General features: G+C 40.6%; 25 protein-coding genes. 11 read left to right on the top strand and 14 right to left on the bottom strand.

Features of this window, described 5'->3' with window-relative positions:
* Positions 1-58: 58 nt before the first annotated feature.
* Genes ACS125_RS05235 through ACS125_RS05225 form a run of 3 tightly spaced genes read right to left on the bottom strand, consistent with a single transcriptional unit; the run spans position 59 to position 2,444 of the window.
* Positions 59-310 carry a DUF6587 family protein gene (locus ACS125_RS05235; RefSeq protein ID WP_443270924.1) on the bottom strand — a complete coding sequence of 84 codons (252 nt, stop codon included), beginning with the start codon at positions 308-310 and terminating at the stop codon, positions 59-61.
* Positions 311-330: 20 nt separating this feature from the next.
* Complete coding sequence (gene feoB, locus ACS125_RS05230; protein WP_443270922.1) at positions 331-2,184, bottom strand: ferrous iron transporter B; 1,854 nt, start codon at positions 2,182-2,184, stop codon at positions 331-333.
* Complete coding sequence (locus ACS125_RS05225) at positions 2,181-2,444, bottom strand: FeoA family protein (RefSeq protein WP_013199126.1); 264 nt, start codon at positions 2,442-2,444, stop codon at positions 2,181-2,183. Before ACS125_RS05225 ends, feoB begins: the two co-directional genes overlap by 4 nt.
* 143 nt (positions 2,445-2,587) lie before the next feature.
* Here ACS125_RS05225 and xerD point away from each other — a divergent pair, with 143 nt between their 5' ends.
* The 4 genes from xerD (at position 2,588) to thrC (ending at position 7,206) form a co-directional block, all read left to right on the top strand.
* Complete coding sequence (xerD, locus tag ACS125_RS05220) at positions 2,588-3,508, top strand: site-specific tyrosine recombinase XerD (RefSeq protein WP_151964605.1); 921 nt, start codon at positions 2,588-2,590, stop codon at positions 3,506-3,508.
* A 146-nt stretch (positions 3,509-3,654) separates the two neighbouring features.
* Positions 3,655-4,467, top strand: coding sequence for a DsbC family protein (locus ACS125_RS05215; RefSeq protein ID WP_004795153.1), 813 nt, complete (start codon positions 3,655-3,657; stop codon positions 4,465-4,467).
* Between the two features lie 243 nt (positions 4,468-4,710).
* Positions 4,711-6,012, top strand: a complete 1,302-nt coding sequence (locus ACS125_RS05210; RefSeq protein WP_443270919.1) for a homoserine dehydrogenase — start codon at positions 4,711-4,713, stop codon at positions 6,010-6,012.
* Between the two features lie 54 nt (positions 6,013-6,066).
* The gene (gene thrC, locus ACS125_RS05205) at positions 6,067-7,206 is read left to right on the top strand and encodes a threonine synthase (protein ID WP_004795157.1); all 1,140 of its coding nucleotides are present in this window, start codon (positions 6,067-6,069) and stop codon (positions 7,204-7,206) included.
* Positions 7,207-7,310: 104 nt separating this feature from the next.
* Here the strand turns inward: thrC and pbpG are convergent, their stop codons facing one another.
* Positions 7,311-8,357, bottom strand: coding sequence for a D-alanyl-D-alanine endopeptidase PBP7/8 (gene pbpG, locus ACS125_RS05200; protein ID WP_147306163.1), 1,047 nt, complete (start codon positions 8,355-8,357; stop codon positions 7,311-7,313).
* Positions 8,358-8,569: 212 nt separating this feature from the next.
* On the opposite strand from pbpG, the gene gacA reads away from it, so the two are divergent.
* Genes gacA through ACS125_RS05185 form a run of 3 tightly spaced genes read left to right on the top strand, consistent with a single transcriptional unit; the run spans position 8,570 to position 12,226 of the window.
* A complete protein-coding gene (gene gacA / locus ACS125_RS05195) occupies positions 8,570-9,205 on the top strand; it encodes a response regulator transcription factor GacA (protein ID WP_003654436.1) in 636 nt (211 codons plus the stop codon).
* A 10-nt stretch (positions 9,206-9,215) separates the two neighbouring features.
* On the top strand, positions 9,216-10,784 hold the full coding sequence (locus ACS125_RS05190) for a sensor histidine kinase (RefSeq protein ID WP_296527100.1): 1,569 nt from the start codon (positions 9,216-9,218) through the stop codon (positions 10,782-10,784).
* 23 nt (positions 10,785-10,807) lie between these two features.
* Positions 10,808-12,226: a sigma-54-dependent transcriptional regulator gene (locus ACS125_RS05185; RefSeq protein WP_443270916.1), complete on the top strand. Its 1,419-nt coding sequence runs from the start codon at positions 10,808-10,810 to the stop codon at positions 12,224-12,226.
* A 2-nt stretch (positions 12,227-12,228) separates the two neighbouring features.
* Here ACS125_RS05185 and ACS125_RS05180 read toward each other — a convergent pair whose 3' ends face one another.
* From ACS125_RS05180 to lptF, 4 genes are all read right to left on the bottom strand, one after another.
* Positions 12,229-13,413, bottom strand: a complete 1,185-nt coding sequence (locus ACS125_RS05180) for a S41 family peptidase (RefSeq protein WP_443270914.1) — start codon at positions 13,411-13,413, stop codon at positions 12,229-12,231.
* A 15-nt stretch (positions 13,414-13,428) separates the two neighbouring features.
* Positions 13,429-14,976, bottom strand: coding sequence for a 2,3-bisphosphoglycerate-independent phosphoglycerate mutase (gene gpmI / locus ACS125_RS05175; RefSeq protein WP_443270912.1), 1,548 nt, complete (start codon positions 14,974-14,976; stop codon positions 13,429-13,431).
* A gap of 126 nt (positions 14,977-15,102) precedes the next feature.
* Positions 15,103-16,173, bottom strand: a complete 1,071-nt coding sequence (lptG, locus tag ACS125_RS05170; protein ID WP_013199135.1) for an LPS export ABC transporter permease LptG — start codon at positions 16,171-16,173, stop codon at positions 15,103-15,105.
* Entirely contained in the window at positions 16,173-17,273 is a 1,101-nt protein-coding gene (lptF, locus tag ACS125_RS05165; RefSeq protein ID WP_013199136.1) for an LPS export ABC transporter permease LptF, read from the bottom strand. Before lptF ends, lptG begins: the two co-directional genes overlap by 1 nt.
* Positions 17,274-17,416: 143 nt before the next feature.
* Here lptF and ACS125_RS05160 point away from each other — a divergent pair, with 143 nt between their 5' ends.
* The 4 genes from ACS125_RS05160 (at position 17,417) to ACS125_RS05145 (ending at position 20,290) form a co-directional block, all read left to right on the top strand.
* On the top strand, positions 17,417-18,865 hold the full coding sequence (locus ACS125_RS05160) for a leucyl aminopeptidase (RefSeq protein ID WP_443270909.1): 1,449 nt from the start codon (positions 17,417-17,419) through the stop codon (positions 18,863-18,865).
* Positions 18,858-19,265 carry a DNA polymerase III subunit chi gene (locus tag ACS125_RS05155; protein WP_174738853.1) on the top strand — a complete coding sequence of 136 codons (408 nt, stop codon included), beginning with the start codon at positions 18,858-18,860 and terminating at the stop codon, positions 19,263-19,265. Before ACS125_RS05160 ends, ACS125_RS05155 begins: the two co-directional genes overlap by 8 nt.
* A gap of 37 nt (positions 19,266-19,302) precedes the next feature.
* A complete protein-coding gene (gene blhA / locus ACS125_RS05150) occupies positions 19,303-19,941 on the top strand; it encodes a cell division protein BlhA (protein ID WP_443270907.1) in 639 nt (212 codons plus the stop codon).
* 130 nt (positions 19,942-20,071) lie between these two features.
* Positions 20,072-20,290: a hypothetical protein gene (locus ACS125_RS05145; protein ID WP_443270905.1), complete on the top strand. Its 219-nt coding sequence runs from the start codon at positions 20,072-20,074 to the stop codon at positions 20,288-20,290.
* Between the two features lie 61 nt (positions 20,291-20,351).
* Here ACS125_RS05145 and ACS125_RS05140 read toward each other — a convergent pair whose 3' ends face one another.
* From ACS125_RS05140 to glnK, 6 genes are all read right to left on the bottom strand, one after another.
* Positions 20,352-21,011, bottom strand: a complete 660-nt coding sequence (locus tag ACS125_RS05140; RefSeq protein WP_005301612.1) for a riboflavin synthase — start codon at positions 21,009-21,011, stop codon at positions 20,352-20,354.
* A 43-nt stretch (positions 21,012-21,054) separates the two neighbouring features.
* The gene (locus ACS125_RS05135; RefSeq protein ID WP_005301611.1) at positions 21,055-22,347 is read right to left on the bottom strand and encodes a DNA adenine methylase; all 1,293 of its coding nucleotides are present in this window, start codon (positions 22,345-22,347) and stop codon (positions 21,055-21,057) included.
* Complete coding sequence (gene ribD / locus ACS125_RS05130; RefSeq protein WP_443270902.1) at positions 22,344-23,429, bottom strand: bifunctional diaminohydroxyphosphoribosylaminopyrimidine deaminase/5-amino-6-(5-phosphoribosylamino)uracil reductase RibD; 1,086 nt, start codon at positions 23,427-23,429, stop codon at positions 22,344-22,346. Before ribD ends, ACS125_RS05135 begins: the two co-directional genes overlap by 4 nt.
* Before the next feature lie 15 nt (positions 23,430-23,444).
* Entirely contained in the window at positions 23,445-23,903 is a 459-nt protein-coding gene (nrdR, locus tag ACS125_RS05125) for a transcriptional regulator NrdR (protein WP_004795187.1), read from the bottom strand.
* 164 nt (positions 23,904-24,067) lie between these two features.
* A complete protein-coding gene (locus ACS125_RS05120; RefSeq protein ID WP_151964597.1) occupies positions 24,068-25,462 on the bottom strand; it encodes an ammonium transporter in 1,395 nt (464 codons plus the stop codon).
* A 56-nt stretch (positions 25,463-25,518) separates the two neighbouring features.
* Positions 25,519-25,857, bottom strand: a complete 339-nt coding sequence (glnK, locus tag ACS125_RS05115; protein ID WP_000780326.1) for a P-II family nitrogen regulator — start codon at positions 25,855-25,857, stop codon at positions 25,519-25,521.
* Positions 25,858-26,052: the final 195 nt, after the last annotated feature.

Raw genomic sequence — 26,052 nt, 5'->3', positions numbered from 1 at the left:
AGTGCGTAAAAAAGCCATCAATATGATGGCTTTTTAAACGAAACAGGAAATACTAAATTTATTGCCATTTAATCGGCTTGATTTCTTGAACTGTATTGGTAGGTTTATCTTCGCTTGAACAACCACAACCACCAGCACAACCAAAGGTTATTTTTGGTTTAAGCCATTTTGCCAAGGTTGTCCAACCCTGCTTTTCACAAAATACAGAGAGTGAAGAAAAGACTGAATTTGCTGTTTTTGGAAATACTTTCTTAAAAACAACAACTGCACTCCAACTCACTAAAACCGCAATAATCAGATATTGAATCATATACAACCTCCTTTCTTGCTTTAACCCCAATAGTGGGAAGCAATTTGATAGGTAACAAACGATGCCAAATAAGCCAAACCGAACAGATATGCAGTCATGGCAGCAACATGTTTCCATGAACCTGTTTCACGTCGTACTGTTGCCAACGTAGCCAAACAATGTGGGGCATAAATGAACCACACTAAAAGCGACAATCCTGTTGCCAAAGACCAACCTGTGCCATCTGCACTAATCAGATGTGACAAACCTTGAGCTACAGCATCGTCACTCGTTGCAGACAAGGCATAAACCGTACCTAATGCTGCAACCACAACTTCACGCGCTGCCATTGCTGGAATTAAAGCAATACAGATTTGCCAGTTAAATCCGATTGGAGCAAATAAAGGTTGAATAAGGTGTCCGAGCATACCGGCAAAACTATAATCTATAGCAGGTAATGTCGCCCCTTCTGGTGGTTGTGGGAAAGTACACAAAAACCAGAGCAAAATAGAGAGCGCAAAAATGATTCCGCCGACGCGTTTTAAGAAGATTTTTGCACGGTCGAGCAAACCGATTCCCACACTTTTTAAATCAGGAAAACGATAACTTGGCAGCTCTAGCAATAAAGCATGCTGTGACTTATCTTTTTGCAAAAATTTCATTAAAAATGAAACACAAAGAGCGCTCACAATACCAGCCATATACAGACCAAATAACACCAGACCTTGTAAGTTGAAAAGCCCCCAGACCATTTTCTCTGGAATAAATGCAGCAATCAGCAAGGCATATACAGGTAAACGTGCCGAACACGTCATTAACGGCGCAACCATAATGGTTGTAAAGCGATCACGAGGGTCACTAATACTACGCGTTGCCATGATTCCCGGTACTGCACAAGCAAAGCTTGACAGTAAAGGAATGAAGGCACGGCCGCTTAAACCAGCTTGAAACATTAATTTATCAAGCAAAAATGCTGCACGCGGTAAATAGCCAGATTCTTCCAATACTAAAATGAAGAAGAACAAGATAAGAATTTGTGGCAAGAACACAACTACGCTACCTGCACCTGCAATAATTCCGTCAACAACCAAACTATGCATTAGAGGCTGTGTAATCACAGTTCCCACGACTTCACCTAACCAGCCAAAGAAGCCTTCAATGCCATCCATGAACGGAGCTGCCCAAGCAAAAACTGCCTGAAACACAATAAACATCATGAGTGCAAGGCTAAGCAGGCCTAGAACTGGGTGTAAGAAAATTCGATCTAGAAAATCAGTACGCTTATCTCCCTGATCGACATATTGAACAACATCTTTAAAAATCATATCGATTTTTTGATGATGAGTTCCAGTTAAACCACTCAGTTCTGTCTGTGGCACACTGTATTTTTCTTGATCAAGAGCATGTAATAGATTTTCAATACCCGCATTACGGACAGCAACTGTTTCAACAACGGGTACGCCCAAACGTTGAGACAACTTTTGAGTATTGATTTGAATGCCACGACGACGCGCTTCATCCATCATATTCAGTACAAGTAAAATCGGACGGCCTAGCCCGATCATTTCGAGCACTAGTCCTAAATGCAATTTTAAGTTAGTCGCATCAACCACACACAAAAAGGCATCTTGCTGACCCTCTTCGGCAATCTTACCTAAGCAAACATCCCGGGTAATAACTTCATCAGGACTAGTTGCATTTAGACTATATGTACCCGGTAAATCGAGTACACGCACTGCTCGACCTGACGGTAACTGAAAATGACCTACTTTACGCTCAACAGTTACGCCCGCATAGTTTGCAACTTTTTGTCGAGTTCCAGTTAAATGGTTGAAAAGAGAGGTTTTACCGCAGTTAGGGTTTCCCACAAGGGCAATACGTAACGCATCACTCATGCGGGTACTCCTTCTTCTACTAGAATTTCAATTTTTTCCGCTTCTGCTTTACGTAAAGCGAAACGAGTAAAGCCAATTTGGATCAAGATCGGATCACCACCAAAAATACCTTTGGTAATCACTTCCACTCGTGTGCCTGGTACAAAGCCCAGACTTTCCAAACGAATTGCGACCAAATCTTGCTGCTCGGACTCTACTTCTATCCGATTCACTTTGGTGATGGTCGCCGCTTGCTTCACTTTTAAAGCTGATAAACGCACCGCATCCGATCCTAAACCTTTTTTTCTAGTATACATATAAATGAGAATAATTACCAAATAAGGTTAAATTTCACTTCTTATTCAGTTTAATCGACAAACCTTAAAGTTTCTTTTACAGTACAGAGGTTTAGAGGATCTAGTGTATGTTGAATAAAAAACCGCGTATTCCAAGCCCAGTTCAAATTCCTGAACATTTAAGCTTTTTACAAGGTTTTCGCGACTATTTAGTTGCACAGACAGTAAGTCCTCATACACGAAATGCTTATTTATCAGACCTTATTCAATGCAGTGAACTTCATAAAAAAACAGCCCTTCCACAGTGGACAAGTGATGATATTGCTGATGTTTTGATTGAGTTGACCAAAGTTGGGAAAAGCCCCCGCTCGATTGCCCGTTGCTTATCTGCTCTACGCCAGTTTTACAAATTTTTACGTGAACAGAAATTACGAAGTGATAATCCTGTAGCAACCCACCATTCTCCAAAAATTGGACGAGCCTTACCTAAAGATCTATCTGAAGAGGATGTTGAAGCACTGATTCAAGCACCTGATATCAATACGGCACTTGGCTTACGTGATCGGGCAATGTTTGAAGTACTTTACGCGTGCGGTTTACGTGTTTCAGAACTACTTAACTTGCGATTAGAGCTTATTAATTTAAAACAAGGCTATTTACGTGTTACAGGTAAAGGCAATAAAGAACGTTTAGTTCCGTTAGGACAATTCGCCTGTGAATGGGTAGAACGCTATTTGAGTAATGCTCGGCCTCAGCTCTACAAAAGCTCGACTGACTATCTTTTTTTGACCCAACATGGCGGAATTATGAGCCGGCAGAACTTTTGGTATGCCATTAAACGCTATGCGCTTCAAGCCAATATTCAAGCCGAACTCTCACCTCACACCTTACGTCACGCCTTTGCAACGCATCTGCTCAATCATGGCGCTGATTTACGCGTAGTACAAATGTTACTGGGTCATAGCGATTTATCTACTACACAAATCTATACGCATGTTGCACAAGTACGAATGCAACAATTACATGAAAAACATCACCCTAGAGGGTGATAAAGCTTTAAAGCCCCAAGCAAGCATTTCATATCAATCGTTTGATTTCGTTCACAAAGGTTAAGAAAGTTTTAACAATACACATTAGATTTTTTGTTATGCTTAGCAGCTTCTGACTATAAATACTGATGAAATAAGGGTTATCTATGTCTTTTACCCGCTCTCAAATTTTTCTTGCCTGCGCTCTGGCATCTAGCCTTTTGTTCAGTGCTTGTTCTAAAGAAAACAAACCACAAAAAGAAGATGCGCTCACAGCGACTGCACCTGCTACTGGGGAAGCTTCAACCATTATCGAACGTAATGATAAGCAACGTTTGATCGAAACTTTGCAGAAACAATTTAAAAATGCAAACATCAACGCCAAAATTTTAGATATCAAGCCGACAGAAGTTCCTAATTTGTATTGGGTAAATCTCGAAGGAATGACATCAATTTATACAACCAGTGATGGAAAATATTTAATTCAGGGTGATGTAATCCGATTAGGAGGCAAAGAGCTTCATAATATTGGAGATAATCTTCAAGCTTCGGAAAATAAAAAGCATCTTGCTGCTTTAAAAAATGAAGATCTCATTGTCTACCCTGCAAAAGGTAAGGCTAAACATGTGATTTATGTGTTTACTGATGCAAGTTGTCCTTATTGCCATAAACTACATGAACACATTCCTGAAATTAATGAAAAGGGTATTGAAGTACGCTATATCGCTTGGCCACGTGGTGAGCAATTTATGCCGACCATGGAAGCTGTATGGTGTAGTGCAGATCGTAAAGCTGCCTTTAGCCAAGCAGTACAAGGCGTCAATATTCCGCCTGCTCAATGTAAAAACCCTGTTCGTGAACAATATCAACTTGGCTTAAACATGGGTGTAAATGGTACCCCTGCTATTTATAGTGTTGATGGCGAGTACTTAGGTGGATATCTAACACCTGATGAATTAATTAAACGTCTGAATAAATAATCCACTTAAAGTTGATGAATGATTAATCATCTATCTCTTACAAAAAGCGCTGCTCTCATTGCAGCGCTTTGTTTTTTCAATAATTAATATTTAAACAACCTCCGTTTAAAGACTGATCTACTCTTCTTTTCCAAACATCGCACTCTAATTCATTGAACAAGCACTAAAAGCGCTAGAGTCTGGCGTTTTTTTTAGCTATGATCTAGCTTCAACTAAATGATTAAATGATGAATGGAGTGTGACGTGAAACCAGTTCGCCTGGCAATACTCGGTCTAGGAACCGTAGGTGGAGGAGCCCTTAAACTACTACAAGAAAATGCCGCTGAAATTAAACGTCGCACCGGTCGAGAAATTCAAATTACCCACGTTGGAACACGCCGCCCTCGTCCAGATCTTGAATTGGAAGGGATTAAACAAAGCGCCGATTTACTTGACATCGTTCGTCAACCAGACGTTGATGTAGTTGTAGAAGTTATGGGTGGGATCCACCCTGCTTACGAAGTTATCATGGAAGCGATCAAACACGGCAAACAAGTCGTGACTGCAAACAAAGCGTTACTCGCTGAACATGGCAATGAACTATTTAAAGCAGCAGAAGACAATGCTGTGCAAATTGCTTATGAAGCAGCAGTTGCTGGCGGTATTCCAATTATTAAAGTGATCCGTGAAGGTCTTGCTGCAAACCATATCGAATGGTTGGCTGGCATTATTAATGGTACAGGTAACTTTATTCTGACTGAAATGCGTGAAAAAGGTCGTGCATTTGATGATGTATTAAAAGAAGCTCAACAACTCGGTTATGCAGAAGCAGATCCAACTTTTGACGTTGAAGGTATTGATGCTGCGCACAAGCTTACAATTTTAGCGTCTTGTGCGTTTGGTATTCCTCTTCAGTTTGATAAGGTCTATACCGAAGGTATCAGTAAAATCACTGCACAAGATGTGAAATATGCAGAAGAACTTGGTTTCCGCATTAAACACCTAGGAATTGCACGTCGCGCTGAAAAGGGTATTGAACTACGTGTTCACCCAACGCTCATTCCAGATGAGCAGCTTATTGCGAATGTAAACGGCGTTAAAAATGCTGTTTTAGTTCAAGCGCATGCTGTAGGCCCTACACTTTATTACGGTGCTGGTGCTGGTGCTGGTCCAACAGCTTCTGCGGTTGTTGCCGACGTTATTGATATTGTTCGTGACATCTCTTATACCGAAGACGGTGCAGGAACAATTCCTCAGTTGGCTTTTGAAGCATTAACAAATGTGCCAATTTTAAGCCGTGAAGAAATGACTACCGGTTATTACATCCGCTTAAATGCAGAAGATCAAACTGGCGTACTTGCAGATGTTACTACCATCTTAAGCCGCGCTGGAATTAGTATTGATGCCATCATGCAACAATCCCGTTTAAAAGACCTTATTCCAATCGTGATTCTAACTGATCCAATCGTTGAATCTAAAATGGATGATGCTCTTGCACAAATCCAAGCATTACCTGCAATTCGTGGCGAAATCGTAAGAATTCGTTTAGAATCGCTCGATAGTTAATCAGGTTGAGGGAAAGATTCCCTCTCCCGCTTCACCTCTAATTGGAACACCATCATGTCTAATGCCAATCGTTATACTGGTCTTGTAGATCGTTATCGTGACCGTTTGCCAGTTTCGGCAACTACTCGTGCTATCTCTTTGGGTGAAGGCAACACCCCACTCATTAAACTTGAGAATATTCCACGTATTATTGGCAAAGATGTTGAAATTTATGTGAAATATGAGGGCTTAAACCCAACTGGTTCATTTAAAGACCGTGGTATGACCATGGCTGTAACCAAAGCGGTTGAAGAAGGCTCTAAAGCGATTATCTGTGCATCTACTGGTAACACTTCTGCTGCTGCTGCTGCTTATGCTGCACGTGCAGGTATCAAAGCATTTGTTTTGATTCCAGAAGGCAAAATTGCAATGGGTAAAATGGCGCAAGCGATGATGTATGGTGCAATCACTATGCAAATTCGTGGTAACTTCGATGATGGTATGCGTCTTGTAAAAGAAGTTGCTGATCAAGCACCTGTAACGATTGTAAACTCAATCAACCCTTACCGTTTGCAAGGTCAAAAAACTATTGCTTATGAAATCGTTGAAGCTTTAGGCCGCGCACCTGATTATCACTGCTTACCTGTTGGTAACGCAGGTAACATCACTGCTCACTGGATGGGTTATACCGAAGCTGTAGCAAACCAACCTGCTGATCAGTTTGAACAAGTGATTTATGATGCAGCTACTGATCAATTCACTGGTCCAAAACCTGAAGGTTTACCAACAATGGTGGGTTACCAAGCTTCTGGCGCAGCTCCTTTCTTACGTGGTGCTCCAGTTGAAAGCCCTGAAACAGTTGCAACTGCAATTCGTATTGGTAATCCACAAAGCTGGAACCATGCAAAAGCTGTAGTACGTGACTCTAAAGGCTGGTTCGATGAACTTCAAGACAGCGAAATTTTAGAAGCTCAACGCTTACTTTCTATGTATGAAGGCGTATTTGTTGAGCCAGCATCTGCTGCTTCTATTGGCGGTGCGATTCGCGACATTAAAGCAGGTAAGATTGCTGAAGGTTCTGTCATTGTATGTACAGTAACTGGTAATGGCTTGAAAGATCCTGATACTGCAATCAAACAATGTGCTGATGCAGTAATGTTGTCAATTGATGCGACAATGAGCCAAGTAAAAGATTCGATTTTATCTAATATGTAAAATCTGAGTTTTCAAAAACGGCTGTTCAATACAGCCGTTTTTTATGTCTTTTTTATAGCCATAAAAAAACGCTTCTTGAAAGAAGCGTTTTTAGAATATTTAAATTAAATACGTTTTGGTAAATTACTTAACCAACCCAATAGGTTAGTTGCATCGTTATTACGTGCCTGCGTACTTGGCTCGCCAAGTAATACAATCACTGCTGGACGCGAGTTTACAGTCGTATGCATGACAACACAGCGACCTGCTTCATTGATATAACCTGTTTTAGACAAGTTAATATTCCAACCACCATTACGCACTAAAGCGTTGGTATTGTTAGATTTCAACACACGATAACCCAAGTTAAAGTCATAGGTCGGTGTAGTTGAGAATTGACGAATCAAACCATATTGAGAAGCTGTACTGGCTAAAATCCCTAAGTCACGCGCAGAAGATACATTGCGTGGATCTAAACCAGTTGACTCATAATAATGAGTTGCGTTCATACCTAAAGCACGTGCTTTAGCATTCATCGCCGCTACGAATGCAGGACGACCACCCGGATAAGTACGCGCTAAAGCTGCCGCTGCGGGATTTTCAGACTTCATCAAAGCAAACAACAATACTTCTGCACGGTTCATTTTATCGCCAACACGAAGTGTTGAACTTGAATTTTTACCGTTTGCCCCAGCAAAATCGATTTGCTCAAGCATAATTTCTTCTGACATGTTTAAACGAGCATCTGCTGTTACCACTGCTGTCATTAACTTGGTAATAGATGCAATTGGCACAGAAGCATTGGTATTTTTACTAAACAGCACTTCACCCGTTTGCGCATCCATCACTAACGCAGCTCGAGCACTTACGCTCGGCTGAGCATTGTAACCACTCGTATCACGGATTGGAGCAAGCTTAGGAGCAGATGCTATAACTTTAGGTGCATTACTACCACGTAAAGTTGTAGTTACAGATGTTGATCCTTGAATAGTCGGCTCATCATCTTCATCATTTAACAGTTGACTAACGTCAGCTGAAGACCAATTTAAATTTGCAGTCCCAGTACTCCCTGAGGACGGGTTATTGACGAGTTCTGCAAAGCTTGTTGAACTCAAACTAAGCAAAATAGACATGCTTAGCACATGTATTAAAGACTTTTTAGAATTTTTCACGGCACAATACTCGACTCAGGGTGATACACATTTGCGCTTACTATAATTATGCCTTACATTTGAGGTATAAGGTATAACGCTTTTACCGACACAATTGTGCACAACTATTCGCTCACTATATAAGAATAGGATTGCTAATTTTGTCATTCCATTGCAAGCTAATTTTGCTTTATGTAACAAAAAACTTGTTTTTTGAAAGAAAGGAGGTCTTCTTGATTACAGTTTTAGTTGTGGATGACCATGAACTTGTACGTACAGGCATTTGCCGTATGTTAGAAGATCATGCCGATGTAGAGGTCATTGGACAAGCCGAATCGGGTGAAGAAGCAATTGCTATTGTTCGTCAGAAACATCCTCAAGTTGTGTTGCTTGATGTCAACATGCCAGGCATCGGGGGCGTAGAAACGACACGTCGTTTACTACAAACCGCACCAGACACAAAAGTTATTGCTGTAAGTGGTTTATCAGAAGAACCGTACCCTTCTCTTCTGCTTAAAGCAGGAGCTAAAGGCTATATCACTAAAGGTGCTCCAATTACAGAAATGGTTCGGGCAATCAACAAAGTCATGCAAGGCGGCAAATACTTCAGTGCCGATATTGCTGAGCAGTTGGCGAGTTCCTATCTATCTGACACGCAGCAATCGCCTTTTGACGCTTTATCCGAACGAGAAATGCAAGTTGCAATGATGGTTGTAAATTGTATTAGCGCTCAGGAAATTGCGGACAAACTTTTTGTAAGTGTAAAAACGGTTAATACTTACCGCTACCGTATTTTTGAAAAACTCGCTATCGATAGCGACGTTAAACTCACTCATCTTGCGATCCGTTATGGTTTGATCAAGCCATAATTAAACTTATATGCAATTTCCCTTAAACTCATCGTTGTCCCATACGATTTTTCGTTTGGGCACGTGGTATGGTTTATATCGTCTTATTATTGCGGTTAGCCTCAATATTATTTTGGTTTTAACCGATGCTCAAATCGACAATAGTCTACAACAACCCGCTTTATATTCTTATACCCTGCTCGGCTATTCCATATTAAGCCTTCTTCAGCTTTTGTGTTTTAAGTTTGTTGCAACTCAGGCAACTAAGCAGCTTATTTTATTTTTTGTAGTTGATGTTATCTGCCTGAGTTTACTTACATTTTCTGTAGGCGAACCAAATTTACAACTCAGCTTACTGTATGTTATTGCTATATTTACCTCGGCAATTTTACTCAGCGCAAGAATGTCTTTACTCATTACATTACTTGCTGTCATTGCCGTTATTTACCAACGTTTTGTTGGTAGTTTATTTGACTACAATAATCTAAATACGATTGGTAATAGTGCCTTATTAGCCTTCTTATTTTTTGTGGTACACGGCATCGGGCAAATTGCGGTACAGCGCTTTAAACTACTTGAAGCACTGACTTTCCACCAATCTATAGAACTCTATCAACTACAAAATATTAACCGCTATATTTTGGAACAAATTGAAGAAGGCTATTTGGTTCTAGATGAAAACTACGACATTGTTTTAAGTAATCCAGCTGCCTGCTCTCTGTTAGGGATTCCTCCTCAATTTGCGAGTGAAAAATACCCGTTAGCGAAATGGCACCCCGATTTATTTGAAATTCTTAAGTTTGATAACCTGCAAGAAGGTGATCGATTTATTTTTGAGTCTCGGCTATCGGCATATTCTATTAACATTAAAGTGCAACATCTTGTGGTGCCGCAACAAGCATTGACGCTACTCATCTTACAAGATGCACAGCAAATTAATCAGCAAGCTCAACAACTCAAACTTGCCGCTTTAGGGCAACTCTCAGCAAGTATTGCACATGAAATCCGCAATCCTCTTGCAGCAATTGTGCAAGCAAATGAACTACTTAAAGATAGTGATTCAGAACAGCAAAATACTTTACGTCGTATGATTAGTAAGCAAACAAAACGCATCGATAGTATTGTTCAAGACACATTAGGACTTGCCAGTAGCGAAAGAACTTACCCAATCCAGATTGAATTAAACAATTTCATAAAGACGTTATTAGATGAAGATCTATTAGATGTTAAACATTCTATACAGCTTAAAATTTCCGACTCATCCTTAAAATTATTATTTGACGAGAAACAACTTAGGCAGGTGCTCATTAACCTTGTCAGAAATGCTTTACGACATAATGCACCTGATTCACCTCATATTCTGATCAACATTCATTCACACACAAATAAAATTTATATTGATGTGATCGATTACGGCGAAGGGGTTTCAAAACGTGATATATCTCAATTATTTAAACCATTTTTTAGTACCGAAATTAATGGAACTGGTTTAGGATTATATTTGTCTCATAGTTTTTGTGAGGCAAACCATGCAAAGCTCACTTATGTAGAGCAAAAACAAGGGGCATGCTTCCGAATGGAATGCCCAATAATATATTGATTTTTTATTAGGTTTTTGGGGAAATGGCAGAACAGCAACCACTGGTTTTGCTTGTAGACGATGAAGAAGATTTGTGCCTTTTAATGCAAATGACTCTTGCACGAATGGGGATTAAAACACATCTTGCTTATCGGGTTGAACAGGCCAAACAACTCTTTACTCAGTTTCATTACGATGCATGTTTAACCGATTTAAACCTACCCGATGGTAGCGGTTTAGAATTGGTTAAACACGTATCTCAAACTTACCCACACACCCCAATTGCAGTTTTAACTGCATACGGCAACATGGATATTGCAATTGCAGCGTTAAAGGCAGGAGCTTTTGACTTTGTAAGTAAACCTATTAACCAAATTCATTTAGATCAGTTATTAAAAAAGGCGCTAAATCAGCCAAAACCAGAGCATGAGTTTGGTGAAACAACTTTGGAAAATGACCTATTAATTGGTCGTTCCCCCCCAATACAAAACTTACGAACAGCTATTAAAAAAATAGCCCGCTCTCAAGCTCCTGTGTTTGTTACAGGCGAGTCTGGTACAGGTAAAGAGGTTGTTGCTAATCTTATTCACCGCTTGAGTAATCGCAGCGAAGGCCCGTTTATTGCGATTAACTGTGGAGCCATCCCAACTGAGCTCATGGAAAGTGAACTTTTTGGACATAAAAAAGGAAGTTTTACTGGAGCGACCCAAGACAAACAAGGCCTTATTTTGTCTGCTCATGGCGGCAGTTTATTTTTAGATGAAATTGCCGAATTGCCATTAAGTATGCAAGTTAAATTGCTTCGGGCCGTCCAAGAGAAAAAAATTCGCCCAGTAGGTTCAGATCAGGAAATTGATGTTGATTTTCGAGTAATCAGTGCCAGCCACCAAGATTTAGATTTGTTAGTCCGACAAGGTAAATTCCGTCAGGACTTATTTTTCCGTATTCATGTAATGGATATCATGTTGCCCCCACTACGTGAGCGCGGTGGCGATATTTTGTTATTAGCCAATCATTTTATTCAAAAAGTTTGTATGGAATGGGAAATTCCAAGCAAACAATTAACTACAACTGGTGAAACTTATTTATTGCAACAAGATTTCCCCGGTAATGTTCGTGAATTAAGAAATATGATTGAACGAGCTATTACCTTAAGTGATGATGAATTTATTGATTTAACACACCTAGCACCTCTTCTCAGAGGCAGTAGTGTTAACTCTCAAATCACCACTCAACCAGTGAATGACACATCAAATGTGATAGCTCAGACTCGGCCAAAACTACCAATGGAAGGTTTAGAACGCTACTTAGAAAATATTGAAAAAGATCTTCTATTGAACGCATTGGACATGACACATTGGAACCGAACATTAGCAGCTAAAAAGCTAGGAATGACCTTTCGTTCATTACGCTATCGACTGAAAAAGTTTGGCTTAGATACCGAATTGGGTGAAGAAGTATAAAACTACTTTTTCTTTAGAAATAAGTCTGCAACGCGATCTAAATAGACGTCTTCTTTCATTTCTGGGGGCATAGGATAGGTCTGATTAGGCTGAATACCTTGCCCTTCAATCATATTACCGTTTGGCGTGTAATAGTGTGAGACTGTCATTTGTAGTGCCGCACCACTTGGTAAAGGAAATAGCTTTTGCACTACGCCTTTTCCATAACTTTTTTCACCCATGACCCATGCACGCTGGTGTTCTTTCATGGCCGCAGTAAAAACTTCGGCTGCCGATGCAGAGCGATGATTAATTAATATACCTAATTTGATATTTTGAAATTCATTGCCGGGCAAAGCCTGAAATTGCTGGTTACCTTCCGAGCGGCTTTTGGTTGAAACAATAATTCCATTATTTAAAAATAAATCTGCTGACTCGACTGCTGCTGATAACAATCCACCCGGATTATTGCGCAAATCGATTAAAACGGCTTTTAAACGTGGTGAACTATTTTCTTCAATTAACCGTTTAATTTCATTAGCAGTATCTTGCTGGAATACTCTAATTTTGAGTACTAAAACCTGATTATGTAGCATTACAGGTTCGATATCGGTTTCTATTTTTTTATTACGAACTAAGTTAATGTTTCCACTTAACTCTTCTGCTTGTACTTGAAGCGTACTTCCGATAGAACCATAAAGCAGGCCAAGTACCTGATCTTGATTTAAGTTTTTTAGGTCTTGATTATCAATCTTGAGAATCGTCTGACCATTTCTCAGACCTAATTTGTATGAGTCTGAACCTGTTTTAAGATCACGAATTATCCATTTATGGAGATGTAATTCAGGGCTTAACGCAAAATCAACCGAGGCAAGGTCACCTTCAGTATATTGAATGAGTTGACGATATTCCTCTGCTGACAAATAACGTGAATAACGATCTAGCCCACTCACTAGCCCTTTAATGGCTTGTTGAAATAAAGCATCGTCAGACTTCACGTCGACATAGTTATCTCGAACGATTCCATAGATTTGTACAAACTGTTGAATCGACTCGATCGGCACCTCTGCATAACTATGTTCTGGTTCTTCCGAATCAGAATGCAAAGGTGACAATTTCTCTTTTACAACTGGTGCCGCAAAAGAAAATTGGCTGCAACACAGCAACATACTTACAATAAGTTTTTTACATTTAATGTGTTGCAGCATCCAATCACCTTTAGTTTATGCAGATAATGTAATCAGGTTACGTCCTTGCATTTCAGCAGGAACAGGAATCTGCATTAAATTGAGAATTGTTGGTGCTACATCGGCAAGCACACCACCTTCTGCAATTGTTGCTTGTGTTGGGCCGACATAGATAAACGGTACAAGTTCCGTTGTATGTTGAGTATGAACTTGACCACTCTCGTAGTCTTGCATCTGTTCAACGTTACCATGGTCAGCAGTAATGAGCATGTGGCCTTTTTTCGCCATAACTGCCTCATAGACACGACCTAAACAAGTATCAACCGCTTCAACTGCTTTAACCGCAGCATCAAAAATACCTGTATGGCCTACCATATCACCATTTGCGTAGTTCACAACCAATAAGTCGTATTCACCCGAATTAATCGCTTTAACCAACTCATCAGTGACTTCATAAGCACTCATTTCAGGCTTAAGGTCATATGTCGCAACGTTTGGAGATGGAATTAAAATACGTTTCTCACCTGGATATTCATCTTCACGCCCACCACTAAAGAAGAACGTCACATGAGCATATTTTTCAGTTTCGGCAATACGCAACTGAGTTTTTCCAAGAGAAGATAAATATTCCCCCAATGAATTTTTAAGAGCTTCTGGCATGTATGCAACTGGCGCATCAATGCTAGCCTGATAACGTGTAAGCATCACAAATTTAGAAAGATTTGGTACAACTTTACGCTCAAAACCAGCAAAGTCTTTTTCTACAAATGCGCGAGTAATTTCACGAGCTCGGTCAGCACGGAAATTCATAAATACAACGCTATCGCCATCTTGTACTTTAGCAATATCACCAATGCGAGTCGCTTTTACAAACTCATCGTTTTCATTGGCTGCGTAAGCTAACTCTAATCCTTCCACTGCTGTTTGTGCAGTACGAAGTGCCTCGCCTTCAGTTAACAAGCGATAAGCTTGTTCAACGCGATCCCAACGGTTGTCGCGGTCCATTGCAAAGTAGCGGCCAATCATCGTCGCGATACGGCCTTGACCTGGATATTGAGCAAATAATGCATCTAATTTTTCTAAAGATGGCTGAGCACTACGTGGAGGTGTATCACGACCATCAAGGAAAGCATGTAAATAAACTTTTGCACCGCGTTTTAATGCAAGCTCACACATCGACACAATATGGTCTTCATGTGAATGGACGCCACCTTCTGAGAGCAATCCCATAATGTGAACAGCACCATTAGCAGCTTTGGCCTTTTCAACAGCGTCGATCAACACTTCATGTTTAAAAAAGTCGCCAGTACGAATATCTTTAGTAATACGGGTAAAGTCTTGATATAACACACGGCCTGCGCCAAGGTTCATATGACCAACTTCAGAGTTGCCCATTTGTCCATCAGGTAAACCAACATCTTCGCCAGAACCAGAAATTAGACTATTTGGATGCTTTGCGGTCATTGCTGCCAAATTCGGTGTTTTTGCTGCAAGGAAGGCATTATCTTCAGTCGCTTCACGGTGACCAACACCATCCATAATGACCAGAACGTGAGGGATCTTGCCAGCAGTTGCATCCGTCATAATCTATTTCTCTTTTGTCTACAATTTCGTCACAATATCTTACCGAATTTTCGGTCAAGACTCTATTTTTTCCTATGGCTTTCACCAATATCTACGATTGATGAAAACCATAAATTTCAATTATTACTAGCGAGCGCGGTAAAGCAAATAACTTCCTGCGCCAAACATTAACAAGATAGGTACGAGTACGAACCACGCAGGAGATGGGGCATAAACCAAGCTGGCATAACCCAAGAAATCTTGCAAATAATAGAAACTCAAACCAATAAACAATGCGATTACCAAACGGAAACCCATAGATTGTTGGCGTAATGGACCAAAAATAAATGAACATGCCACGAGAACCAGAGCAATCAACGAAAATGGCGAGGCAACTTTTTGCCAGAAAGCCAATTGATAGGTCTTTGGAACCTGACTATATTCATCCATATAGCGCATGAAACTGATGAGCTGGCTTGGTGATAAATCTTCAGGATCTAAAGTCACCATGTGCACATATTTAGGCTGTAATGCTAAAGAAAGCGATTGTTCGTCATGGTCAGTTTTGATGGCATTTCCTGCCGCCAAAATATCCATTTGTTGTGCTTTCTTCAAAGCCCATTGACCATCTTTTACGAACTGTCCTTGCTGAGCATTGATTAATGATTGCAAATAATAGTTCTGGTCAAAATCGACCACTTGAATATCTTTTAAATTGCCTTGAGAGTTAGCATAGTCGATATAGATAAATCGCTGCCCTTCACGTGACCAATAACCTTTCACTTCGCCTAAAGCGGCTACAGATCGGTGACTTTTAACACTTGCTGCTTTTTCATTGGTATATGGAATAACCCATTCACTTAAAGCAAAAGACAAAATAATAAGCAGTAAAGCTGAGCGCATCACCCAACCAACAATACGCCATAAGCTAATACCAGCAGAGCGCATAACAATAAGTTCACTGCTGGTTGCTAGTGACCCTAAACCAATTACCGCACCAATCAAGGCAGAAATAGGTAAAATTTCATATAGATAACGAGGAGCGCCCCATAACACATAGATGAGAGCTTGCCATGCGTTGTAGTCTGGTTTGAGCTCACCCAACTCGCCCAGATACGTAAATAAGATCTGTAAAATCGACAAAACAACTGTGGTGCCAAACATTGCAAGCGCAGTGGTTTTCGTCACATATTTGGCGACTATTCGACGTGCTAACATTATAATTTCACTCGCTTGATCTGTTTCTTGATTTTTGGTGCCAACTTTTGTTTACGTGAAAATAAGGCTGCTGCAACGCCATAAACCACCAACACGGCAGGATAAGCCCAAATATCGAGTTCTTCTTTACTAATACGAGTCTTGATTGCAATCATTAATACGATCAGACTGGAAAAAATAAAAATCGCCGGAATAAGACGGTAATAACGACCTTGTCGTGGACTCACCTCAGACAATGCCACAGAAAGCATTAAAGCAATAATAATGGTGAATGGTCCAAACAAACGCCATCCCAACTCACTTCTTATGACTGGATCATTTGTTTTTGAAAAGAGTTTAGTCGTTGATAATGCTTCTACATCGCCACTTTCAAACTTAACATCTTTGTCATTTTCTAAACGTAGACGATAAGACTGAAACTCTGCTTGTGTGTATTTTGGTTGTCCCGGGAATATTTCATAACGGCGGCCTTGCACCAGATCAACGACATTGGCTGTGTCATTTGCAACTTCTACACGAGTCGCTTCTTTTGCCAAGATCATGACATCTGGCTTATCTTCTTTGGTCGCACGTTGATAAAAGAAAATGTCCTTCAAGTTCTTTCGGTCTTCTGACAATGAACCTGCATAAATCGTATAGGGTCCAGAAGAGATAAATTCTCTTGGGCGAACCAAATCGAAGCCTGTCCTAACCGCTTGGGTGGTGGTTAATTTTTCAAACTCACGCAGTCCCCACGGCGTCATCCAGAGCATAAGCACAGACTGACAAACCATATAAACAAGCGTCATTGGAATGAGTAATCGTGCCAATTGGTGACGGCTCACCCCACTACCGTTCAGTACTGCCATTTCATGGTCAACATATAAACGACCAAACACCAACATTAAGCCAATGAAAAAACCCAGTGGTAAAATGAGTGTTAGAAATTCAGGTAAACGATATCCAATGATGCTAAATAAGATACTGGCATCTAAACGCCCCTGCGCCGCCACACCAAAGTATTTGATCAGACGACCACCCATCATGATTAAGGTCAATAAAGAAATGACCACTAATGAGGTAGAGACAACTTGCTTGACGAGATAACGCCGAATAATCAAAGTAATACTTCCAAAAGGCTAATCGGGACGACTGCTAGTTTACCCGAATGTTAAAAATATAAAACCGCACATTGCAACGCTATGCTTGAAAGTGTTTCAATGTTTTAATTCATCATAACTTTCTATAGGCAATCACGACAGCCATGAAATTTACAACTTATACAACTTTTCCCGAACAGACATCTAATGAATCTTTGTGGGTTTTAGTTGATTCAGAACAGCTACAAAGCAACGTCAACACATATCAAATCAATAACCTAGAAAACGTTCTGAACGCTACCCAATTTAAAGGCAACTTCAATGAAACTCTGCCTTTATTTGGTCAGATTTCAAATCAGCCTCATAGCCAATTACTTGGCTTAGGAAAAACAGCTGAACTTCAGGCAGTCAAGCTCGCTAAACTTGCCCAAACGATTATCAAATCGACACAAAATAAATTTAAGCATATCGCAATTGATATTGCTGCGTTACCTGTCGAGCACCATTATTTATTTGCTTTAAGCTTAACTCAAGCAGCTTATGGTTATGATGAGTTTAAATCGAAAAAAAATGAATTTGTGTTACAACAGGTTGATTTAATTAGTTCAACAACTAGCCTAGATGAAAAACAACTGGCTTTAGTACATGCAGTACAGTCTGGTCAGTCTTATGCACGTGATCTTGGCAACCGTCCGGGGAATATTTGTTTCCCAGAATATTTGGCAGAACAGGCTCTAGCTTTAGCCGCAGAATTCCCTGACTTACTTAAAGTAACTGTTTTAAATGAGCAACAAATGGCTGATTTAGGCATGTATGCTTTTCTTGCAGTCAGTAAAGGATCTGAACGTCCGGGCCGTATTGTAACGCTCGAATATCAAGCACAGATTGATCAAGCTCCGGTTGTTCTCGTTGGTAAAGGCGTAACTTTTGATACAGGTGGTATTTCATTAAAACCAGGCCTTGGCATGGATGAAATGAAATTCGATATGTGTGGTGCAGCATCTGTACTTGGTACCATTCGTGCCCTATGCGAAGCGAAACTTCCTATTCATGTAGTTGGTGCAATTGCAGCAGCAGAAAATATGCCTTCTGGTAAAGCAACTCGTCCAGGTGACATTGTGACCACCATGAGCGGTCAAACTGTTGAAATTTTAAATACAGATGCTGAAGGCCGTTTAGTACTGTGTGACACATTGACCTATATTAAACGCTTTAATCCAGCAGTAGTGGTTGATATTGCGACCTTAACAGGTGCGTGTGTAGTCGCTTTAGGCAAAGTACTCAGTGGGTTATTCTCACCAGATGATGCTTTGGCAGCAGAGCTCCAACAAGCTGGCGAACAATCGTTTGACCGTGTATGGCGTATGCCAGTGATTGATGATTATCAAGAATTACTTGATTCACCATTTGCGGATATTGCAAACATCGGTGGTCCATATGGCGGCGCGATTACAGCTGCATGTTTCCTTGAGCGTTTTACACGTGAATATCGTTGGGCTCATTTAGATGTAGCAGGAACAGCATGGTTATCTGGTCCAGCTAAAGGTGCAACAGGTCGTCCAGTACCATTACTCATGCAATTTTTAGCGAATCGTGTAAATACGAATGGCTAAAGTTAGTTTTTATCTGTTTGAAACCAGCGAAGAACGGCAAGTCGATAGTGCTTGCCGTTTATGTCGAAAAATATTACAGAAACATCCTAAAATCTGGTGGTATTGCCCAGATGTGCAGCTACAACAGATGCTTGATGAAAGATTATGGGAATTCGACCCTGTCAGTTTCATTGCGCATGGCATTGACCAGACTGATGCTGCTGTATGTATTTCGGCTAAACAACCACTTGAACAAGGCCTGTTAGTATTTAATTTTAACAATCATGCACTTGAACAAGTTGATCATTTTAGCCACATTATAGAAATTGTTGAAAATAATGAAACAGCCAAGCAAATTGGTCGAGAAAAATTTAAAATGTATCGCCGTTTGGGTATAGAACCGCGGACCTTTAAATTATAACGCGCTAAAATGTAAATACTGCTGATCAAGGAGAAACATGGTGGCATTAAATGTCGGGCAAGATTTTAAAAAAAGATGGTTAAATGCGCCTGAAGCTGTCCGTCATACCTATCAACAGGACCTGGCACGTATTTGTGACTTACTAGAGCCTCAAACGCCTATTCAGCTTTGGGTTTTAAATGATGAAAAAGCGCAGTTAGAATCACAGCAAAAAATTGAACAAGCCTACGCAGATCTTAAAGCAGAGCTCATTGAGCAAGCACGTATTCGTCGTCAACTCGCTTTAGAAAAATCGCTTGCTGACAAACGTGCATCAGAAGCTGCTTATGCTGCGGAGTTGCAAGCAGATGAAGTTCGAAAATTTAATGAACAGACTGAAACATTACACACATTACGTAGCCATTTAGAACAAGAGGTTGCAGAGCAAACTGCGCGTTATCAAAAAACCCCTGAAACACCAGCAGTCAATTATTCTGCTGGGGTAAAACTTAGTATTACCGATGATCAAATCTTATCTGAACTTGAAAGTTTACGCATTCGTTTAGAACTTGAAGCTGAGAGCTTAATTGAACAGTCGGTAACAGCTTTCCGAGCCAAGCTAAATTCAGCAGCTCAAGAAGAAATTGAATACATTTTAAAGAATTCTAAGTTTTCTGATGAAAAAATAGAAAAGTAAAGTTTTTAAGACTCCCTTTGTCATAAAAATGACATTTAATTGTCACAGAATAGTCATGCACAATATTCTTTTAGTTCAAATAATTATTAGAATATCGCATCGTTATTTATGAAAATTAATGAGGGTAAAAATGGACATTCCGCATCAGATTTCAATGCAACTTGAGCAGCTTAATCAGGGGGAACAATGGACATTTTCAGCACAAGAACTTTATATGAGTCATAATGACTTTAACTCTTTGTCTATCTTACTTACACGAGAGTCAGAAAAAGGCGAATTTTTAATTACGCGCACCCAACATAATAAACCATGGGTCGGCACAAACTCGGTTACGCTAACCAAGCAATAAATTTTCAAAATAAAAAAACCGGAACAAGTGTCCGGTTTTTTTATTTTAACGATTTAGCTTTTTATTTTAAAAAACCATTCTCAGCTAAAAAAGCCATACTAATATTTGATTCTGTTTTTTGTTCAGCAGCCTTGTCACCAAGTAATAAACGCTCGATATAACGCGCCAAAACATCGACTTCTAGGTTTACTTTACTACCAACTTGCCATGTTCCAATGTTAGTACGCTCTGCTGTATGCGGAATTAAGTTTAAGCTTAAAATATTTCCACGTAAGTGGTTAATCGTTAAGCTAATCCCATCTACGGTCACAGAACCTTTTTCTGCTAAATATTTAGCAAGTTCTGCGGGTGCTGTAACTTCATAATAGATTGAGCGAGCATCTTCACGTACCACAGTAATTTCACCCACACCATCAACATGGCCACTGACAATGTGTCCACCAAAGCGTGTTGTCGGTAACATTGCCTTTTCAACATTGACACGTTGCCCAACTTTCCAGTTACCTAAAGTTGTTCGATTCAAGCTTTCACGAGAAACATCCGCTGCGTACCAGTTATCACCCCATTCAATCACGGTGAGACAGATTCCATTGGTCGCAATTGAGTCTCCCAAATGTACATCGGACATATCCAGATCAGTCTGAATACGTAAACGCACATCACCACCTACGCTTTGCAGGCTTTCGACTTTTCCTAAACTTTCAATAATGCCTGTAAACATGGCTCAATCTCCAAATCTTTTTACACTGCTTAAATTGCAGCGCTTACCAAAGTGCGAGCTGTGTACTATTACCTGAGGTATCTACACCACCTAGCTCAGCGAAGTGGTAAAGCTGGCCTAATAACTGACGTAATGGTGGTCCTGACTTAGCATGAGTATCAGTAATTACAATAAACTCAAGCACGCGTGCACGTTCAGACTGTCGCTGTTTACTTACTCGATAGCGTGGAACATCTTGTGTTAACAAGGTCACTTTGCCGCGCTCCAGATTAGCCATAAGCAAATCTTTAGGCTCGATATTACCATCAGTTGAATAACTGGTCAGAATATAGCGGGCATTGATGGTTGAAAGTAACTTTTCATACGCATCTTTCGCATATTTAGAAGAGTTATATGGACTTGGACGCTCTTTACGCCAAGCTCTATCAATTCCACTCTTATAACCTTTAGTATCTGGTGAAGGTAAATCAACCTGATCCCATAAAGTTAATGCATTCAAAACATGGTAATTACTGCTGTATGCATGCTGGTTATATGGTGGATCAAGATAGGCAACATCGACTTCAAAACCACTCATTTGATTTGCTAGATGCTGTGAATCTACACACCACATTTCAGCAGCAGGACGCTTACGGTCACCAATCTCGCAAAAACGGCTTGGTGTTAACCAAAGCAATGACTCAATTCGTTCTAATGCAGTTTGTGTACGTCCGCCCCACCCTTGGTGAAAGCTTTTAAATACACCACTGGTGTTACTCACAAAACTTGCTGAATAGAGTAATGGTGCAAGCAAAGCACTCATTTCTACATCATTAATTGCACCTTGTGCCTGCCATGTTGCAATCTGCTGGCGAATCGCATCAATACGCATACCATTACGGCGTTTAAAGAATAAACGGTCACGAGTTGGATCGTATACATCATCGTTACGGGGGCAAAGGTTATGCGTTACCCAACCTTTAACTTCAGGTAAGCGATTTAAATAGTCAATTGCCTTCTGATAGCCACCTAGCTCTTTAAATGCAGGTGCATCGGTACAAGCTAAAATCGCATGATTTAAAGCATGGCTATAAGGTTCCCAGTCATTTGCAATGACACGGTAACCATTTTGACGTGCTAAACGAGACACGACACCACTGCCGGCAAAGAAATCGGCAAAAATCGGAGGATTCTTTTTCTTGCTATTCAGTGTCCCTGTAATTTCAAGGGCTTCTAAAATTAGATGGAGCAATCGGCGCTTGTTACCTAGGTAAGGAACAAGCTGATGGAAAAGATATTCGTCTGTCGTACGGGCCGCATGACGACGTTTGTGATAAACCGAAGGCTCTGAATTCATACTTTCTCTTGCGTAGGGATTAACCTTAAGCGTATATCTTGATCAAGTTGTGTCACATCAAGAAGTGTAAAACGAAGTTGTTGTGCCATATATTCAAACTCTGCATTGAACATGGCTCTTGCACTTTTCCCCAAAAATGTTGGGGCAATATAACTGATCAACTCATCTACCAAACCTTCTTGTAAAAAGGCAGTAGATAATGTCGCACCGGCTTCCACCAATACATCATAAATTTGATGTTGCTTAGATAGGGTCTGTAACAGCATTTTTAAAGGCTGAATTTCTAATTGTATCACGCCTAAATCGGCAAGTTCTTCGCGATATGGTCCCATGACCATCACAGTTTCAGGGTTTTCTAAAATTTTAGCGTTAAGTGGCAAACGCCCTTGACGATCTAAAACAACCCGTTTTGGCTGAGCAACTGTCTCAATATCAATATGACCGAGTGAACGCACATTAAGCTGACAATCATCTGCAATCACAGTTTCAATACCTGTAATCACCGCGCCTGAAATGGCGCGCCAATGCTGGACATCCTGACGGGCAGCAGAACCGGTAATCCACTTCGATTCACCAGATGCCATTGCCGTACGTCCATCTAGACTTGAAGCTACTTTTAAGCGTACATAAGGCATGCCCGTAGACATCGCCTTTAAGAAACCTTGATTTAATTTCTCTGCTAAATCTTCACAAATGCCAACGTCTACTTCAATTTCGGCATTTTTCAAAATCTGAACACCCTTCCCCGCAACAAGCGGATTTGGATCAGGACATGCCACAACTACTCTTTTAACCTGTGCTTTAACCAGTGCTTCAGCACAAGGAGGCGTTCGCCCATAATGCGCACATGGCTCAAGCGTGACATAGGCTGTTGCACCTTGTGCTTGTTCAGCTGCCTGATGTAAAGCAAAGACCTCTGCGTGTGGTTGACCCGCTTTAGGATGGAAGCCTTCACCAATTAACTGATCATCTTTGACAATGACACAACCAACATTTGGATTAGGCTTAGTCGAATATAGACCTCGTTTGGCAAGTTCAATAGCTTGCTGCATCCAATATTGATCTTTTTTCAACTCAGACATAAAAATCTCAAATAGTTATTGTTCACGTTGTTGCATTTGCTCAATTTGACGACGAAACGCCTCAACATCCTGAAAATCTTGATATACAGAAGCAAATCGGACATAAGCGACATGGTCAAGGGCAAATAGAGATTGCATGACGATTTCACCAATTGTTCTAGATTTTACGTCACGTTCACCTAAACGGCGAATCTGCAACTGAATATCACTTAAAACTGTTTCGATCTGCTCTTGTGTGACCGGACGTTTTTGCAGAGCATGCATTAACGAACGACGTAATTTAGCCTCATCGAAAGGTTCATTTTTTCCATTCGATTTGATCACACGGGGCATTACCACTTCATAGCTTTCAAAAGTGGTAAAACGTTCACCGCAACTTACACACTCACGACGTCGACGAATCTGACAGCCTTCGGCGGCTAAACGTGAATCGATGACTTTACTATCTGCGGCGTTGCAAAATGGACAATGCATAGCGGATTTATAGGGTCGATTACTTTGACCTAGTGTAGCAAAATTTCTACACTTACAGAACCAGCATTCTATAAGACAAAAAAACAGTCCTGAGCAAGATCAAAGTATCGCTTTGATCACAGCGCAAGACTGTTCTTTTAAGACAGCAGATATATTAATGATGATTATTCAATACGTTCGCCATGTTGGCTTAAATCCAGACCCATGCGCTCATCATCAGCGTTCACACGGATACCAATCACAAGATCAATCACTTTAAGAATAATGAAAGTCGCGATACCACTGTAAATCATGGTTGCCAATACACCTTCAACTTGTACCCATAATTGGCCAGCGAATGTTGGTGCTAAGGTAACGTTAGCGGCTTTAATAATTTCGTCACTGTAGAATACGCCAGTTAAAATCGCACCGACAATACCGCCTACAGCATGTAAACCAAACGCATCCAAAGCATCGTCGGCTTTAAGTAAGCGTTTAAGTGCAGTAATACCCCAGAAGCACACTACGCCACCGATAAGGCCCATCACTAAAGCACCGCCTACACCGACAAAACCTGCTGCTGGTGTAATCACAACCAAACCAGCTACCGCACCAGAAGCACCACCTAATACAGATGCTTTGCCACGGATCATGCGTTCAACAACCAACCAAGAGAATGCAGCAGCAGCGGCAGCAACTTGAGTCACTAAAATTGCCATACTTGCACGAGCACCCGCGCCTAATGCACTACCACCGTTGAAGCCAAACCAGCCCACCCAAAGTAAGCTTGCACCAACAACAGTTAGAGTCAGGTTATGTGGAGCCATAGATTCACGGCCAAGGCCAATACGCTTTCCAAGCATGTAAGCAGCAACGAGACCTGCAACACCTGAGTTGATGTGTACAACTGTACCACCAGCAAAATCTAATGCGCCTGCTTTAAACAACCAGCCATCTGTTGCCCAAACCCAGTGAGTAATTGGTGCATAAACAACAAGTACCCAAATTGCAATGAATGCCATGAAAGCTGAATATTTCATACGGTCTGCAATAGAACCACTAAGGATTGCAACTGTAATGATGGCAAAAGTCATTTGGAAAATAACAAAGAGACTTTCAGGAATTGTCCCGCTCAATGCATCAAACGCGACTCCGTTGAGCATGGCTTTAGACAAATCACCAAAAAATGCACCTGTGCCAGAGAACGCGATTGAATACCCTGCAATCACCCACAGCAAACTTACTAAAATTGCAGCGGAAAGGCTGAACATCATAGTACTTAATACATTTTTCTTACGTACCATACCGCCGTAGAATAGTGCCAAACCAGGAATGGTCATTAATAGAACCAAAGCTGTTGAAACTAAAATCCAAGATGTATCGCCTGTATCAAGTTTTGGTGTTGGTGCTGGAGCTGCTGGAGTTTCAGCAACTGGTGCTTCTGCAGTGGTTGCAGTAGCTGGAGATGTTGATGTAGCCGCAACTTCCGATGTAGGCGTTGTTACAGCATCTTCTGCCCAAACGGCAGTACCACCCAAAAGAGCGCCTGATAGACTCAGCGCCATAAGCATTTTTTTCATTCGTGTCCCCCAACCTCATTTGCGAGTTATTTTCTACTCAGCAAGCTTTGTGCCAATTAGACAGCATCTGGTCCAGTTTCACCCGTACGGATACGGATAACTTGTTCCAGGTTAGTCACAAAAATCTTACCATCGCCGATTTTTCCAGTGCTTGCTACACGAGTAATTGATTCAATTACCGCGTCAACCATTTCATCACTAATCGCAATTTCGATTTTTACTTTAGGTAAGAAATCAACCACATACTCTGCGCCACGGTAGAGTTCTGTATGTCCTTTTTGACGACCAAAACCTTTAACTTCAGTTACGGTAATCCCTTGTACACCAATGTCAGAGAGCGCTTCACGCACATCATCCAATTTAAACGGTTTTACAATTGCAGTTACAAGCTTCATGTTTGTTTCCTTCGGCTTCTTTTCACCAGTAAGGTTTTATGTTCAATTTTCATGCCAATATTTCAAAGGTTGAGGGAAATGAATCTATTGCATGAACTTTCTTTATAACCTATTTAGTGATCAAGATGTAGATGAGCTATTAAAAATAAAATGAATTTTCAGTATCGTTGAGTGCTTATTTAATGTTCTATTTGT

Origin of the sequence: Acinetobacter sp. PFS20 (assembly GCF_052261015.1) — a bacterium.
Lineage (GTDB): Bacteria > Pseudomonadota > Gammaproteobacteria > Pseudomonadales > Moraxellaceae > Acinetobacter.
The sequence above is the reverse complement of the archived record's forward strand: the minus strand, read 5'-3'. Positions and strand labels throughout refer to the sequence as shown.

Coding starts and splice junctions, on each gene's coding strand:
- ACS125_RS05235 (WP_443270924.1), bottom strand. CDS start 310: ATGATTCAATATCTGATTATTGCGGTTTTAGTGAGTTGGAGTGCAGTT.
- feoB (WP_443270922.1), bottom strand. CDS start 2,184: ATGAGTGATGCGTTACGTATTGCCCTTGTGGGAAACCCTAACTGCGGT.
- xerD (WP_151964605.1), top strand. CDS start 2,588: ATGTTGAATAAAAAACCGCGTATTCCAAGCCCAGTTCAAATTCCTGAA.
- ACS125_RS05215 (WP_004795153.1), top strand. CDS start 3,655: ATGTCTTTTACCCGCTCTCAAATTTTTCTTGCCTGCGCTCTGGCATCT.
- thrC (WP_004795157.1), top strand. CDS start 6,067: ATGTCTAATGCCAATCGTTATACTGGTCTTGTAGATCGTTATCGTGAC.
- ACS125_RS05190 (WP_296527100.1), top strand. CDS start 9,216: ATGCAATTTCCCTTAAACTCATCGTTGTCCCATACGATTTTTCGTTTG.
- ACS125_RS05185 (WP_443270916.1), top strand. CDS start 10,808: ATGGCAGAACAGCAACCACTGGTTTTGCTTGTAGACGATGAAGAAGAT.
- ACS125_RS05180 (WP_443270914.1), bottom strand. CDS start 13,413: ATGCTGCAACACATTAAATGTAAAAAACTTATTGTAAGTATGTTGCTG.
- gpmI (WP_443270912.1), bottom strand. CDS start 14,976: ATGACGGATGCAACTGCTGGCAAGATCCCTCACGTTCTGGTCATTATG.
- lptG (WP_013199135.1), bottom strand. CDS start 16,173: ATGTTAGCACGTCGAATAGTCGCCAAATATGTGACGAAAACCACTGCG.
- ACS125_RS05160 (WP_443270909.1), top strand. CDS start 17,417: ATGAAATTTACAACTTATACAACTTTTCCCGAACAGACATCTAATGAA.
- ACS125_RS05155 (WP_174738853.1), top strand. CDS start 18,858: ATGGCTAAAGTTAGTTTTTATCTGTTTGAAACCAGCGAAGAACGGCAA.
- blhA (WP_443270907.1), top strand. CDS start 19,303: ATGGTGGCATTAAATGTCGGGCAAGATTTTAAAAAAAGATGGTTAAAT.
- ACS125_RS05145 (WP_443270905.1), top strand. CDS start 20,072: ATGGACATTCCGCATCAGATTTCAATGCAACTTGAGCAGCTTAATCAG.
- ACS125_RS05140 (WP_005301612.1), bottom strand. CDS start 21,011: ATGTTTACAGGCATTATTGAAAGTTTAGGAAAAGTCGAAAGCCTGCAA.
- ACS125_RS05135 (WP_005301611.1), bottom strand. CDS start 22,347: ATGAATTCAGAGCCTTCGGTTTATCACAAACGTCGTCATGCGGCCCGT.
- ribD (WP_443270902.1), bottom strand. CDS start 23,429: ATGTCTGAGTTGAAAAAAGATCAATATTGGATGCAGCAAGCTATTGAA.
- nrdR (WP_004795187.1), bottom strand. CDS start 23,903: ATGCATTGTCCATTTTGCAACGCCGCAGATAGTAAAGTCATCGATTCA.
- ACS125_RS05120 (WP_151964597.1), bottom strand. CDS start 25,462: ATGAAAAAAATGCTTATGGCGCTGAGTCTATCAGGCGCTCTTTTGGGT.
- glnK (WP_000780326.1), bottom strand. CDS start 25,857: ATGAAGCTTGTAACTGCAATTGTAAAACCGTTTAAATTGGATGATGTG.